Source organism: Microbacterium sp. CnD16-F (assembly GCF_024124465.1).
In the GTDB taxonomy this organism is placed as follows: domain Bacteria; phylum Actinomycetota; class Actinomycetes; order Actinomycetales; family Microbacteriaceae; genus Microbacterium; species Microbacterium gawkjiense.
Genome location: NZ_JAMXSA010000004.1, coordinates 13,482 through 27,150 on the forward strand (window position 1 = coordinate 13,482; position 13,669 = coordinate 27,150).

Below are 13,669 nucleotides of genomic sequence, written 5' to 3' on the forward strand. Positions count from 1 at the left end.
TGCAGGGGACGGTGACGTGTGCGTGAACATGGCGACGGATGCCGCGGCCTCCGACTCAGGCGGAGGCGCCCGGCAGCTGCTCGTCCTCGTAGACGTTGAAGCGGTAGCCGACGTTTCGCACGGTGCCGATGAGTTGCTCGAGGTCCCCGAGCTTCGCGCGCAGCCGGCGCACGTGAACGTCGACCGTGCGGGTGCCGCCGAAGTAGTCGTAACCCCACACCTCGCTCAACAGCTGTTCGCGGGTGAACACCCGCGAGGGGTGCGTCGCGAAGAAGTGAAGCAGCTGGAACTCCTTGTAGGTGAGGTCGAGCGGGCGACCGTGCACCTTCGCCGAGTAGGAGGATTCGTCGATCGTGATGCCGGAGGTCTGGATGCGGGTGGAGACCTGCTCCTTCGACACGCGTCCGATGGCGAGGCGGATGCGGGCATCGACCTCGGCGGGGCCTGCGCCGACGAGGACGACGTCGTCGATGCCCCAGTCGGGGGAGACCGCGGTGAGTCCGCCCTCGGTGACGACCAGCAGAAGCGGCGCGTCGAGACCCGTCGTCGTCAGGATCTTGCAGAGCGACTTCGCGGCGACGAGGTCCTTACGGGCGTCGACGAACACGATGTCCGCATTGGGGGCGTTCACCAGCTGCGCCGCCTCGGCGGGGATCTGGCGGACCCGGTGGCTCAGCAGTTCGAGAGAGGGCAGGACGGAGTCGCCGCCGGCGGCGGAGCTCAGGACGAGCAACTGTGCCAAGGGGGACCCTCCGGTGCGGACTCGGAACCGGTCTCATCTTAGGGGCTCGCCCCGCGGCCGCCGCGACGCGGGCTCGCCGCCGTGCGGGCCCCGCGCCGGTGCGTCACAATAGGGACCATGACCGCGCCCGAGATCCTCCCTCGTCGACGGGCCGCCGGAGTGATCGCGGTCTGGGTGGCCGCCGCTCTCGTCGCCCTCGCCGTCGGCGTGTTCGTTGAGCCCGACTGGCGCGGCGCGTGGCTCCTGGTCGGTCTCGGATTCTGCTTCTTCCTCGCCTTCGCGGTGCAGCTGGCGTCGGGGCGGTCGCAGGGGTTCATCATGCGCATCTCGGCGAGCGTCCTCGGCGCGATGCTGGTGATGGGACTCATCGGCGCCGGCTTCGCGCTCGCCGAACTCTTCGCGAGCTGATCCACCGGCATCCGCCGACCGAGGGTCCGCTCCCGGCCGCTAAAGTGGACGGCATGGATCTCGTCGCACTCGAACTCTTCTTCGTCGGGCTGCTCGGCCTCGCATCGCTCGCGATCGCGTTCGTGTCCGGCGTCGTCGTCTGGAACCTCTACCGCGGTCAGCGCTGACATCGTGATCGATCTGCCGACCGACCTTCCGGCTGATCTGGTCCCGCTCTCCTGGCTCCTCGGCGTGTGGGAGGGCACCGGCGTCCTCGAGTACGACGCGCAGGGTCGCACGATGTCGGGCGAGTTCTCCCACCGCGTGAGCTTCAGCCATGACGGTGGCGACGCCCTGAACTACGCGGCGACCGCCTGGTTCGAGGATGCCGAGGGCCGCCGCCGCGACCTCGTCGCCGAGACCGGGTACTGGCGGCTGTCCCGCCCCGCGACCGAGCAGGATCCCGGGCCCGCGCTGCTGCCGGCCCTCGCGCCTCGCGTCGACGCGCGTACCGTGCACGACGTCGAGGCTCTCCGCACGGCGGAGGACGGCTTCGAGATCGAGGTCGCGCTCGTGCACTCCGACGGCATCAGCGAGCTCTACCTCGGCCAGGTGCGCGGTCCGCGCATCGACATCGCCACCGACGCGATCGTCCGCCCCGCGGGCGCCAAGGAGTACGGCGCCGCGACCCGGATGTACGGGCTCGTCGACGGGCACCTGCTGTGGGCGTGGGACATCGCCGCGCTCGGCTCGGACCTGTCGTCCCACGCCTCCGCTCGACTCGCGAGGGTCCAATGACCGCCGACGCCTTCGCGGCCGTGCCCGGTGCTGTCCTCGATGACCGCGGGCTCGCCCATCTCGGCAACCCGGTGAGGGAGCAGCGCGACCTCGCGAGCGGGGCCGCGGTCGCGCCCCTTGCGGACCGCGCCGTCCTCACCGTCTCCGGCGAGGACCGGCTCTCGTGGCTCGACTCCATCACCTCGCAGGCATTGACGACCCTCGCGCCCGGAGTCGGCACCGAGTTGCTCGTCCTCGACCCGCAGGGGCACGTCGAGCACGCGGCATCCGTCGTGGACGACGGGGAGCGCACCTGGCTCATCGTCGACCGCGACCGCGCCGACGCGCTGCTGATCTGGCTGACGCGGATGCGATTCCGCCTGCGCGTCGACCCGCAGGACGCCGCCGACCACGCCGTCGTCGGCGGGACCGCCGCCGCTGTCGACGCCCTGGGCGCCGCCGTCGTGTGGCGCGACCCGTGGCCCCGCGTGAGCCCCGGTGGGTGGGGATACTCCCCGGTCGAACCGCACCCCGGTGCCGAGCGCGACTGGGCCGAGGCGATCGTGCCGCGGGCCACCCTCGACGAGCTCGCCGCCGCCGCCGTCCGCGGCGATGTCCGCTTGGCCGGTCACCTCGCCGTCGACGCGCTGCGCGTCGCCGCGTGGCGTCCCCGCGCCGCCGCGGAGGCCGACGGCCGGACCCTCCCGCACGAGGTCGACTGGCTGCGCACGGCCGTCCACCTCGACAAGGGCTGCTACCGCGGCCAGGAGACCGTCGCCAAGGTGCACAACCTCGGGCACCCGCCGCGTCGCCTCGTCGCGCTGCAGCTCGACGGTTCGGATGCCGAGCTGCCCGACCCGGGCGCACCGGTCCGCCTCGACGGCGCCGAAGTCGGAGCGATCACCTCCGTCGCCCGCCACCACGAGGAGGGCCCCATCGCCCTCGCGATCGTGAAACGGTCCGTCCCCGTCGACGCGGCGCTGACCGTGGCCGTCGCGGACGGCGAGATCGCCGCGGCGCAGGAGGTCGTCGTTCCGCCGGATGCCGGGCGTGCGGCATCCGTCCCGCGTCTGCCGCGTCTGTCGCAGCGCCGCTGACGATGGCGCCCGAACCGACCACCACGGTTCCGGTGCCCACAGCCCGGAGGTACCCGCGCGAGGGGTGGGCGCGACTGCGCGGGTCCGCCGTCGCGATCGTGCAGCTCGTGGTCGCCGCGAGCGCCGCGTTCTCGATCGCGCACTACGGACTGGGGCACCCGGCTCCGCTGATCGCGGCGACCGTCACCATCTCGAGCCTTGGTCTCGTCCGCGACGCCCGCCCGTGGCGGGTGCTCGAGACCGTCATCGGCATGGTGCTGGGCGTCTTCGTCGCCGAGCTGGTCGTCTTCGCGGCCGGCAGCGGGTGGTGGCAGCTCGCCCTCACCCTCGGGGTGAGCCTGTCGATCGCGCGGTTCGTCTCGCCGCAGGCGGGCTTCGCGATCGCCGCGGCGATCCAGTCGATCATCGTGGTCGTCGTCCCCTCGCAGACCCCGTTCCTGCGACTGCTCGACGCCGTCATCGGCGGAGCGATGGCGCTGCTCGTCACCGCCCTCATCCCGCGCAGCCCGCTCCGCACCGCCCTGGCCGACGCGACGCGCCTGTTCTCTGCATTCGAGGGCGCCGCCGGCACCGTCGCACAGGGCCTGCGTCGTGGCAGCCGCGTGCGCGCCGAGCGCGGGCTCGAGAAGGCGCGCGAGCTGCAGGGCCTTGTCGACGACTGGCGGGTCTCGGTCGAGTCGGGCGCGGCGATCGCCCGCATCTCCCCGTTCCTCCGCCGCCAGCGGTTCGAGCTCGAGCGGTTCGAGCGGATGCGGCAGGCCATGGACCTCGCGGTGCGCAACCTGCGCGTCGTCGCCCGGCGCGCCGTCTACCTGAGCGACGACGGTCGCGAGCGCGACGTCGCCGCCGATCTGCTCCTCGAGCTCGTGCGCGGTGCGAACCTGGTCGCCTCGTCGCTGACCGACATCTCGTACGAGCCGGCGGCGCGGGAGGTGCTCACCGCGGTGGCGGCCCGCCTCGACCCGGTCGCCCTCGTCCCCGACGGATCGCTCGGCGACCAGACCCTCATCACGGCGCTGCGGCCGCTCGCAACCGACCTGTTGTGCGCGACGGGCCTGCGCCCCGACGAAGCCCGCGCGCTGCTCCCGCGGGTCTGACGCGTCCCGCTCATCGGGGCGCGACGGCCTCCCACGCCACCGTGAACTCGCCCAGTCGCCACCGGCTCCGCCCGCCGATCGGCCACCCCGCCGCGACGAGCGCGTCGAGGGCGGCGCGCCACCGCTGGACCGGGCCGAACGACGACGCCGCGACCGCCCGCGTCCACTCGCGGTCGAGGGCATCGAGGACGTCGTGCACCCGCTCGCCCGGGACGTTGCGGTGAATGAGCGCCTTCGGCAGCCGCTCGGCGGCGACGACGGGGGAGTCGAGCCCCGCGAGCCGCAACGAGATCGTGAGCGAGCGGGGCGCGGCATCCGGTCCGATCTCGATCCAGGTCGAGATCCGGCCGAGCTCATCGCACGTGCCTTCGACGAGCATGCCGTCCGGGCGCAGGCGCGACGCCATCCGTTCCCACGCCGCGGGCACGTCGGCCTCGTTGTACTGACGCAGGACGTTGAACGCGCGGATCACCGCCGGGCGGCGCCCGTCCGGCACCGGCACCTCGAACCCGCCGCGCGCGAACGACACGCGCGCATCCGCGGCGAACACCCCCGCCCCCGCACGGATCATCGCGAGCTGCGCGCGGGCGCGCTCCACGCGGGCCGGCTCGATCTCGAGCCCCAGCACCTCGACGTCCGGGCGCGCCCGCCGCAGCCGGGCTTCGAGCTCGAACGCGGTCACCCCGCTCGCGCCGTACCCGAGATCCACCACGAGCGGATCGGCGGTCCGGCGCAGCACCGGATGCCGCGCGATCCAGCGGTCGACGCGGCGCAGGCGGTTGGTGTTCGTCGTCCCCCGGGTCACCTGTCCGACGACAGGATCGGAGCGCGTCATGCCCCCATGATCGCACCCGCCGCGCCGGTAGGATTGCGGGCATGACAGCCCCCTACACCTTGATCCTCCTCCGGCACGGCCAGAGCGAGTGGAACAAGTCGAACCAGTTCACCGGGTGGGTGGACGTCCGTCTCACCGATCAGGGCAAGGCCGAGGCCCAGCGCGGCGGCGAGCTGATCAAGGAGTCGGGTCTGCTGCCCGACATCCTGCACACCTCGCTCCTGTCCCGCGCCATCCAGACCGCGAACATCGCCCTCGACGCGGCCGACCGCCTGTGGGTGCCGGTCAAGCGGTCGTGGCGCCTCAACGAGCGCCACTACGGCGCCCTGCAGGGCAAGGACAAGGCGCAGACCCTCGAGGAGTTCGGCGAGGAGCAGTTCATGCTCTGGCGTCGCTCGTTCGACGTCCCGCCGCCGGACATCTCCGACGACGACCCGTACACGCAGGTCGGCGACGTGCGCTACGAGGGCATCGACGGCGAGGTGCCCCGCACCGAGTCGCTGAAGATCGTCATCGACCGCCTGCTGCCCTACTGGGAGAGCGAGATCGTCCCCGACCTGAAGACGGGGAAGACCGTCATGGTGACCGCCCACGGCAACTCGCTGCGCGCGCTCGTGAAGCACCTCGACGGCATCAGCGACGACGACATCGCCGAGCTCAACATCCCCACCGGCATCCCGCTCGTGTACCGCCTCGACGAGAACCTCGTCCCGATCGGACCGGGCGAGTACCTCGACCCCGACGCCGCCGCTGCCGGCGCCGCCGCGGTCGCCTCGCAGGGCAAGAAGTAACCCGCCTCACACCGGGAACACGAAGAGCGGATGCCTCTCGGCATCCGCTCTTCGTCGTTGCGGCGGCTCAGACCTCGAGGTCGACGCCCTCGGTGTCGGCTGCCCAGGTTCCGGTCGCGAGGTACGACACCTTCTTGGCGACCGACAGGGCGTGGTCGCCGAAGCGCTCGTGGTAGCGGGAGGCCAGCGTGGCGTCGACGGTGGCGGATGCCTCGCCCTGCCAGTTGTCGCTCAGGACCTTCTCGAACACCGCGAGGTGCAGTGCGTCGAGCTGGTCGTCGAGCTCGTGCAGGCGGCTCACCAGCGACAGGTCCTCGGTGCGCAGCAGGTCGGCCAGGGTGCGGGCGACCTCGGTGTCGATCTCGCCCATCTTCGTGAACGTGTTCTTCAGTCCCTTCGGGACCGCCCGCTCGGGGAAGCGCATCCGCGTCAGCTGGGCAATGTGCTCGGCGATGTCGCCCATGCGCTCGAGCGAGGCGCTCACGCGCAGCGCCGCGACGACGATGCGCAGGTCGCGCGCGACGGGCTGCTGGCGCGCGAGGATCTCGATGGCGAGCTCGTCGAGCTCGATGGCCTTGTCATCGATGACCTGGTCGTTGTCGATGACGTCCTCGGCGAGGGCGACGTCGCTCGTGGCGAAGGCCCGGGTGGCCTTCTCGATGGCGACGGTGACGAGTTCGGAGATCTCGACGAGACGGGTCTGCACGTCCTCGAGGGACTGGTGGAAAACTTCGCGCATGGAGCACCTTCTCTTCGTGCGGGCGGGTGAGGGGCGCGACTGTCGCGCAGAGACCTCGGCCATCCTCCCGCGCTCAGGTTAACGGTCGGTGCCGACACGGTGAACAGTCGGCGGTGACCGACCTACGGGCCGATTTCCGTCCGATGGCGGGGGTGTGCCCACCCTACGCTGGGGTCATGGATTCGACGCAGCTCGAGCTGCTGGCGCTCGTCGTGGGGCTCCTGGTCGGCGGTGGTGCGGCCGCACTCGTGTTCTATGCGGCGCGATCGCGGGAGCGCACCCGGCTGGTTACCTCGACCGAGCTCCCCGAGGGCACGGCATCCGTTCTACAGGCCATGGACGACGCGGCCGTCGTCGTCGATCCGTCGATGCTCGTCCTCGCCGCCTCCGCGACCGCGGAGGTCTTCTCGCTGCGGGTGAACGAGAGCCTCGACGCCGAGCGGCTGCGCGCCCTCGTGCGCGGCGCCCGCCAGACGGGGCTCCCCGCGACCGAGAACACGACGCTCAACCGCGGCGTCGAGCCGCGCGTCGTGGCCGCGCGGGCGAGCGTCATCACCCCGCGTCTGACCCTCATCGTCATCCGCGACATCACCGAGCGCGAGCGCGTCGAGCAGATGCGGCGCGACTTCGTCTCGAACACCTCGCACGAGCTCAAGACCCCCGTCGGCGCCGTCACCCTCCTCGCCGAGGCGATCGAGTCCGCCGCCGACGACCCCGAACAGGTGCGTCACTTCGTCAGGCGTCTGAGTGCCGAGGCGACCCGCCTCGGGCAGCTGACCTCCCGCATCATGAACCTCTCCCGCCTGCAGTCCGCCGACGAGATCTCCGAGATGCGCGACGTCTCGGTGGACGAGGTGGTCCGCGCGGCGATCGAGTCGCTCGCGGTGTCGGCGGAGTCCGCCGAGATCAGCGTCGCCCGCGGGGGCGACCGCGGCCTGTTCGTCCGCGGCGACCGCCAGATCCTCACCGAGGCGGTCAGCAACCTGCTCGCCAACGCCATCGCCTACTCGCCGCCCGGAGCGCAGGTGGGGGTCGGCGTGCGGGAGGCCGACGGCGCGGTCGAGATCGCCGTGGCCGACCATGGCATCGGCATCCCCGAAGAGGACCAGCAGCGCGTCTTCGAGCGCTTCTACCGCGCCGACCAGGCCCGGTCCCGGCGCACCGGTGGCACAGGACTCGGGCTCGCGATCGTGAAGCACGCCGTCCAGCGCCACGGCGGGTCGGTCGACCTCTGGTCGCGCCCCGGGCGCGGGTCGACCTTCACGATCCGCCTGCCCCTCGCCGCCGTCGACACCTCCACCACCCGTAAGCCCAAGAAGAAGAAGATCGGCGCAAAGGCGCCCAGCAGAAGGAAAGCCTCATGACCCGAGTCCTGATCGTCGAAGACGAACCCGACCTCGCAGACCCCCTCGCCTACCTCCTGCGACGGGAGGGGTTCGAGGTCGAGATCGCCGAGGACGGAGGCCTGGCCCTCGACGCGTTCACGTCGCGCGGCGCCGACATCGTCCTGCTCGACCTGATGCTGCCGGGGATGCCGGGCACCGAGGTGTGCCGCGTCATCCGGCAGACCTCCAAGGTGCCGATCATCATGCTGACCGCGAAGGACAGCGAGGTCGACATCGTTGTGGGGCTCGAACTCGGCGCCGACGACTACATCACGAAGCCCTACTCCTCGCGTGAGCTGCTCGCCCGCATGCGCGCCGTGCTGCGCCGTGCGGACAGCGACGAGCTCGACGTCGACGACCGGATCATCCAGGGCGGTCGTGTGACCCTCGACATCGACCGGCACACGGTCGCCGTCGATGGCGACGAGATCTCGATGCCGCTCAAGGAGTTCGAACTCCTCGAACTGCTCATGCGCAACGCGGGTCGCGTGCTGACGCGCGGGCAGCTCATCGACCGCGTGTGGGGGAGCGACTACTTCGGTGACACGAAGACGCTCGACGTCCACATCAAGCGCATCCGCTCGCGCATCGAGACGAACCCGAGCGACCCCGTCATGCTGCTGACCGTCCGCGGACTCGGCTACCGCTTCGAGGCCTGAGCGCTCCCTCGACGACGAAGGCCCCCACCTCGCGGTGGGGGCCTTCGTGACGGGGGTGTCAGCCGGTGGTCGTCGCCGTCGCGGCGGGCGTCGGGACGAACTCGGTGTAGTAGGGGAGCGTGCCGTCGAGGATCGGGACGGCGACCCGGACGCCCTCGCCCTCGCCCGACTGGAACGAGACGTCGACGTCGGAGCCGGGCTTGCCGGTGTCGTCGAACAGGAGCGGAGCCTGCGTCACGCCGAGGCTGACGGTGCTGTTCGCCGGGACGTCGACGCGCTGCGGCTGGTCGCCGACGGTGACGTTGAGGACCAGGTCCTCATCGGTGCCGTTGACGATGCCGGCGATGAGGTTGCCCAGCGAGCCGTCCTCGTTGGCGATGATCATGGCGTTCCGGACCTTCAGCGGCCCGGACTCGGGGATGTTGACGCCGTCGGACGCCGAGTACTGGATGGTCGTCGCCTGCGGGGCCAGCATGTTGCAGCCCGTGGTTCCCAGAACGACGGCGGCGCCCAGGGCGAGGGACGCGATGAGACGCGATTTCACGGATCCTCCAGATGACACGAACGGCGGCACTCTCATCCTATGGGGTCACGACGGCGGGACCGGGCGGAGGGGGCGGCGAACTCTAGCGTATGTCGCCTGTGGTATTCTGGAGGTTGCCGAAAGGACACAACTGCATGCTTTTTGAGGTTGGCGAAACCGTCGTCTATCCGCACCATGGCGCTGCGACCATCATCGAGGTCAAGGATCGCGTCATCAAGGGAGAGACGAAGAAATACCTGAAGCTCAACGTCACCCAGGGCGACCTCATCATCGAGGTCCCTGCGGACAACGTCGATCTCGTGGGCGTCCGCGACGTGATCGGCAAGGACGGGCTCGAGAAGGTCTTCGACGTCCTGCGCGCACCCTTCACCGAGGAGCCGACCAACTGGTCGCGTCGCTACAAGGCGAACCTCGAGAAGCTCGCGTCGGGTGACGTCATCAAGGTGAGCGAGGTCGTGCGCGACCTGTGGCGCCGCGACCAGGACCGCGGGCTCTCCGCGGGTGAGAAGCGGATGCTGGCGAAGGCGCGGCAGATCCTCATCTCCGAGATCGCGCTGGCCCTCAAGGCCGACGAGGACAAGGCGTCCAGCGTCCTCGACGAGGTCCTCGCCTCCTGAGATCACGAAAGAACGGCCGGCTGCTCAGCCGGCCGTTCTTCGTTTGCCGCGGGACGGCATGCGTGCGTTCGGGCGATGCGCGCGCCAGGATCAGGCCGTGACCACCCGCGCCGCACCCGCCGCCGTCGACCTCTCGCGGCGGGACCTCACCCTCGACCTCGCCCGGGTCGTCTGCGTCCTGTTCGTCATCGTCGTGCACCTCGTGCAGGTCGGCATCGGACCCGGACCCGATGGCGGTCTCGTCGCATCCCGCCCCGCCGAACAGCAGCCGTGGTTCGATGCGGCGACGTGGATCGGGCAGATCATGCCGCTCTTCTTCGTCGTCGGCGGATTCGCCGCGGCCACCGGCTGGCGGTCCTGGACGGCGAAGGGCGGGGATGCCGCCGGCTTCATCCGCACGCGCACGCTCCGTCTCGCGCAGCCCGCCCTGCCCCTCTTCGTCTTCTTCGCGGTCGTCCTCGGCGTCGCCACGGCGGCCGGTCTGCCGGCGCAGCTCGTGTCGGATGCCGCCGTGGGCGCCGGGTCGCCGCTGTGGTTCCTCGCGGCGTATCTCCTCTGTCAGGCGGCGGTCCCGTTCCTCGCGGCCTGCCACGCCCGCCGCCCGGTGGCGACGCTCGTCGTCCTCGCCCTGGGGGTCGGCGCGGTCGACGCGGCGCGGTTCTCGTCGGGTGTGGAAGAGGTCGGCCTGCTGAACCTGCTGTTCGTCTGGCCCCTCGTGCAGCAGTTCGGGTTCTGGTATGCCGACGGATGGTTCGACCGGCGGCATCCGCTCACCCTCGTCGGCATCGCGGCCGCCTGCTATCTGCTCCTGTGGCCGTTGACGGCGGCCGGACCGTACTCGACCAGCATGCTCGGCAACCTCAATCCGCCGACGGTGCCGCTCGTGGTCCTCGGGATCGCCCAGGCCTGTCTGCTGCGACTGCTCAAGCCGGCGCTCGCGCGCCTCATGTCGCTCCGCGCGATGCAGGGGGTCGTCTTCGTCCTCGGGTCCCGGCTCATGACGATCTACCTCTGGCACCTGCCGGTGATGCTGGCCTTCACCGGCGTCAGCCTGCTCATCCCCGGGGCGGCGCCGACACCGGCGTCCGAGGCCTGGTGGTGGTCGCGGCCGATCCTCTTCGTCGTCGTGCTGGCCGTCCTGCTCGTGCTCTCTCTCGCCATCGCACGGTGGGAGGCCCTCGGCACGCTCGGGTCGACACCGCCCCGGGCGGTCGTTGCCCTCGCCTGGGTGTGCGCGTTCGTCGCGCCGTTCGCGGTGATGGAGTGGTTCCTCGATCTGCCGATCGCGGTCGGGGGTGCGGTGCTGCTGGCCGTCGCTGTGTTCCTCCTTCGGCGCCGCCCGCGCGCACACGCGTCGGTACGCTCGGAGGCATGAGCATCATCCCCGTTCCCCATGTGGCCGTCATCGTCGTCGCCGCGGGGTCGGGCACCCGGCTCGGGGCCGACGCGCCCAAGGCGTTCGTGGGGATCGATGCGCACACGATCCTGCGTCACGCGCTGCGCGGCGTGTTCGCGGCACCCCAGGCGCAGGTGGTCGTCGTCGCGCCCGCCGACCGCGTCGGCGACGCCACGACGGAGGCCCACGAGGCCGCCGGTGATCGGGGTGACCTGGTCTCGGTCGTCGCCGGCGGGGCGACCCGGCAGGCGTCGGTCGCGGCGGGACTGGCCGCGGTCTGGCCCGACGTCGAGATCGTCCTCGTCCACGACGCCGCCCGCGCGCTCACCCCGCCCGAGGTCTTCGCCCGGGTGATCGACGCGGTCGCCGCGGGGTCGGATGCGGTCATCCCCGTGCTGCCCGTCGTCGACACCCTGAAGCGGATCGACGCCGACACGGTCGTCGAGCCGGTGGACCGGTCGGTCCTCGCCGCGGCGCAGACCCCGCAGGGTTTTCGTCGCGCCGTCCTCGACGACGCGTATCGGGATGCCACGGCCGACCACACCGACGACGCCGCCCTGCTGCAGGCCGCCGGCACGATCGTGCGCACCGTCCCCGGCGACGAGCGGGCGTTCAAGATCACGACGGCGGCGGACCTCGACCGGGCACGCGGGCTCGTCTCGCCGATCCCGCCGGTCGTCCCCGCGGCGCCGGTCGCGATCCCGCGGGTCGGGATCGGTACCGATGTCCACGCCTTCGGCGGCGACGGCACGCTGTGGCTCGCCGGCCTGGAGTGGCCGGGGGAGCCGGGACTCCACGGGCACTCCGACGGGGATGCCGTCGCGCACGCGATTGTCGACGCGGTGCTGGCCGCCGCAGGGCTCGGCGACATCGGCACGCACTTCGGCACGGACCAGCCCGAGTACGCCGGTGCTCATGCCGCAGCGTTCCTCGCCCGCACCCGCGCCCTCGCAGGCGAGGCGGGATGGCGCATCGGCAACGTCAGCGTGCAGGTGCAGGCGAACCGGCCGCGGTTCGCCGCGCGGCGCGCGGAGGCGGAGCGGGTGCTGTCCGAGGCGCTCGGTGCCCCCGTCGCGGTCTCGGCGACGACGACGGACGGGCTCGGATTCACCGGTACCGGAGAGGGCGTCGCGGCGTTCGCGGTCGCCGTCGTCGTCCCCGCGTGACCCGGCGGCTCAGAGCTCTCGCGTCATGAACGTCGAGGCGGGATCCGGGCGGTAGTCGCCGAACGGCTCGCACTCGACGAACCCCTCACTCGCGTACAGCGTGCGCGCGGCGAGGAACGCGGCATCCGACCCCGTCTCCAACCAGACCCGGGTGAGGCCGTCGGCGCGGGCCGCGGCGAGGATGTGACGCAGGATCGCGCGGCCGACGCCGGTGCCGAGATGGGCGTCGGCGACCCGCATCGACTTCAGCTCGCCATCCGTCGCGCTGAGACGGGCGAGGGCTCCGATCCCGGCGATCTCGCCCTCCCGCCACGCCGACCAGACGGTGACGGACGGATGCCGCAGCGCGTCGACGTCGAGGGCGTGCACGCTCTCGGTGGGGGACTGCGCGTGCATGCCGGCGAGGTGCTGCCGCACGAGGGCGGTGCTGGCCGGCCCGGTGAGGTCGTCGAGGCGGATGTCGAGGGGAGCGGGCACGTCAGGCCTCCACGGCGAACGGGGCGGGGTCGCGGGGTCGCCGCGACCCCCAGGCCAGGGTCACGAGACCCGCAGCCAGGACGACGAGGCCCGTCACCGCGAGAGCGGAGAGCCCCTCGCCGAGCACCGTCACGCCGAGCACCGTCGCCGTGAGGGGTTCGCCGAGGGTCAGCGTCGCCGCCGTCGCCGCCGTCAACCCCTGGAGGCCCCACGTGAAGAGCACATAGGCGAGGGAGATCGTCGCGAGACCGAGCCAGAGCGCCATCGCGAGCCCGGACGGCGTCGCCGCCCAGCTCAGGTCGACGAAGGGGATCGCCGCGGCGCACAGGACGGCCGACCCGACACCCATCGATCCCACGACGGTGAAGGCGTCCCATCCCGCGTCGAGCAGTCGCCGCTGCGCGTTCGCGATGACGGCGAAGCAGGCGCCGGCGCCGACGGCGGCGGCGAGACCGGCGCCGTCGACGCCACCCGTGCCCGACCCGCCGCCGATCCCCAGCAGCACGACACCCACCGCGGCGAGGGCGGTGGCCGCCATCCACAATCCGGAGGGCACCCGGCGCGAGATCGCCCATTCGAGGATGCCGGCGAGCACGGGAGCGGACCCGAGCGCGATCACGGTGCTGACGGCGACGCCGTTGGTCTCGGTGCCGAGGAAGAAGAGCGGCTGGTAGAGGCTGATCGCGACCCCCGTGGCCGCCATGAGCGCGAGCGGGCGCCAGGTGAGCGCGGGGCGCGGCCGGTCTGGCGTCCGCCGGCGGAACCGGGCGGCGAGGAGGAACGCGAGGGCAGCGAGCCCGATGCCGCCGACCACCATCCGCGCGACGCCGACCGAGAGCGTCGAGGCGTCGTCCGGACCGAGGGCGCCTGCGGTTCCCGTCGTCCCGAACAGCAGCGCGGCGGCGAGGACGGCGAGCAGATGCAGCACCCTCCTTTTCTATCGTCTCGACGCGGGTGCCT

At 71.8% G+C, this 13,669-nt stretch carries 16 protein-coding genes; 10 read left to right on the plus strand and 6 right to left on the minus strand.

From position 1 onward, the window contains the following. Positions 1-55: 55 nt before the first annotated feature. Positions 56-742: a response regulator transcription factor gene (locus NH287_RS01910; protein WP_253034263.1), complete on the minus strand. Its 687-nt coding sequence runs from the start codon at positions 740-742 to the stop codon at positions 56-58. A gap of 117 nt (positions 743-859) precedes the next feature. On the opposite strand from NH287_RS01910, the gene NH287_RS01915 reads away from it, so the two are divergent. From NH287_RS01915 to NH287_RS01930, 4 genes are all read left to right on the plus strand, one after another. Continuing rightward, positions 860-1,150 carry a hypothetical protein gene (locus tag NH287_RS01915; protein ID WP_064003125.1) on the plus strand — a complete coding sequence of 97 codons (291 nt, stop codon included), beginning with the start codon at positions 860-862 and terminating at the stop codon, positions 1,148-1,150. Positions 1,151-1,321: 171 nt separating this feature from the next. Beyond that, complete coding sequence (locus NH287_RS01920) at positions 1,322-1,927, plus strand: FABP family protein (protein ID WP_064003126.1); 606 nt, start codon at positions 1,322-1,324, stop codon at positions 1,925-1,927. Continuing rightward, a complete protein-coding gene (locus NH287_RS01925) occupies positions 1,924-3,003 on the plus strand; it encodes a folate-binding protein YgfZ (protein WP_253034264.1) in 1,080 nt (359 codons plus the stop codon). Before NH287_RS01920 ends, NH287_RS01925 begins: the two co-directional genes overlap by 4 nt. A gap of 32 nt (positions 3,004-3,035) precedes the next feature. Next, positions 3,036-4,100, plus strand: coding sequence for an aromatic acid exporter family protein (locus tag NH287_RS01930; protein WP_253034265.1), 1,065 nt, complete (start codon positions 3,036-3,038; stop codon positions 4,098-4,100). Positions 4,101-4,110: 10 nt separating this feature from the next. Here NH287_RS01930 and NH287_RS01935 read toward each other — a convergent pair whose 3' ends face one another. Then, complete coding sequence (locus tag NH287_RS01935; RefSeq protein ID WP_253034266.1) at positions 4,111-4,935, minus strand: class I SAM-dependent methyltransferase; 825 nt, start codon at positions 4,933-4,935, stop codon at positions 4,111-4,113. Positions 4,936-4,976: 41 nt separating this feature from the next. On the opposite strand from NH287_RS01935, the gene NH287_RS01940 reads away from it, so the two are divergent. Next, positions 4,977-5,726 (plus strand): phosphoglyceromutase, encoded by a 750-nt coding sequence (locus NH287_RS01940; protein WP_217531424.1) that lies wholly within the window; start codon positions 4,977-4,979, stop codon positions 5,724-5,726. Between the two features lie 67 nt (positions 5,727-5,793). Here NH287_RS01940 and phoU read toward each other — a convergent pair whose 3' ends face one another. Then, positions 5,794-6,465 (minus strand): phosphate signaling complex protein PhoU, encoded by a 672-nt coding sequence (gene phoU, locus NH287_RS01945; RefSeq protein WP_064003130.1) that lies wholly within the window; start codon positions 6,463-6,465, stop codon positions 5,794-5,796. A 176-nt stretch (positions 6,466-6,641) separates the two neighbouring features. Here phoU and NH287_RS01950 point away from each other — a divergent pair, with 176 nt between their 5' ends. Together NH287_RS01950 and NH287_RS01955 are read left to right on the plus strand one after the other, a co-directional pair. Then, on the plus strand, positions 6,642-7,829 hold the full coding sequence (locus tag NH287_RS01950) for a cell wall metabolism sensor histidine kinase WalK (protein WP_253034267.1): 1,188 nt from the start codon (positions 6,642-6,644) through the stop codon (positions 7,827-7,829). After that, a complete protein-coding gene (locus NH287_RS01955) occupies positions 7,826-8,509 on the plus strand; it encodes a response regulator transcription factor (RefSeq protein WP_253034268.1) in 684 nt (227 codons plus the stop codon). The genes NH287_RS01950 and NH287_RS01955 overlap by 4 nt, the downstream gene beginning before the upstream one ends. Positions 8,510-8,567: 58 nt before the next feature. On the opposite strand, the gene NH287_RS01960 is transcribed toward NH287_RS01955, so the two are convergent. Next, on the minus strand, positions 8,568-9,053 hold the full coding sequence (locus NH287_RS01960) for a hypothetical protein (protein WP_064003133.1): 486 nt from the start codon (positions 9,051-9,053) through the stop codon (positions 8,568-8,570). A gap of 134 nt (positions 9,054-9,187) precedes the next feature. On the opposite strand from NH287_RS01960, the gene NH287_RS01965 reads away from it, so the two are divergent. The 3 genes from NH287_RS01965 to ispD all read left to right on the plus strand — a co-directional run bounded on the left by NH287_RS01965 (position 9,188) and on the right by ispD (position 12,232). Beyond that, complete coding sequence (locus tag NH287_RS01965; RefSeq protein ID WP_064003134.1) at positions 9,188-9,670, plus strand: CarD family transcriptional regulator; 483 nt, start codon at positions 9,188-9,190, stop codon at positions 9,668-9,670. 97 nt (positions 9,671-9,767) lie between these two features. After that, on the plus strand, positions 9,768-11,045 hold the full coding sequence (locus NH287_RS01970) for an acyltransferase (protein WP_253034269.1): 1,278 nt from the start codon (positions 9,768-9,770) through the stop codon (positions 11,043-11,045). After that, positions 11,042-12,232: a 2-C-methyl-D-erythritol 4-phosphate cytidylyltransferase gene (gene ispD, locus NH287_RS01975; protein WP_253034270.1), complete on the plus strand. Its 1,191-nt coding sequence runs from the start codon at positions 11,042-11,044 to the stop codon at positions 12,230-12,232. Before NH287_RS01970 ends, ispD begins: the two co-directional genes overlap by 4 nt. 9 nt (positions 12,233-12,241) lie before the next feature. Here the strand turns inward: ispD and NH287_RS01980 are convergent, their stop codons facing one another. Beyond that, positions 12,242-12,709 carry a GNAT family N-acetyltransferase gene (locus tag NH287_RS01980; protein ID WP_253034271.1) on the minus strand — a complete coding sequence of 156 codons (468 nt, stop codon included), beginning with the start codon at positions 12,707-12,709 and terminating at the stop codon, positions 12,242-12,244. Position 12,710: 1 nt separating this feature from the next. Then, positions 12,711-13,637 (minus strand): EamA family transporter, encoded by a 927-nt coding sequence (locus tag NH287_RS01985; protein ID WP_253034272.1) that lies wholly within the window; start codon positions 13,635-13,637, stop codon positions 12,711-12,713. Positions 13,638-13,669 lie beyond the last annotated feature (32 nt).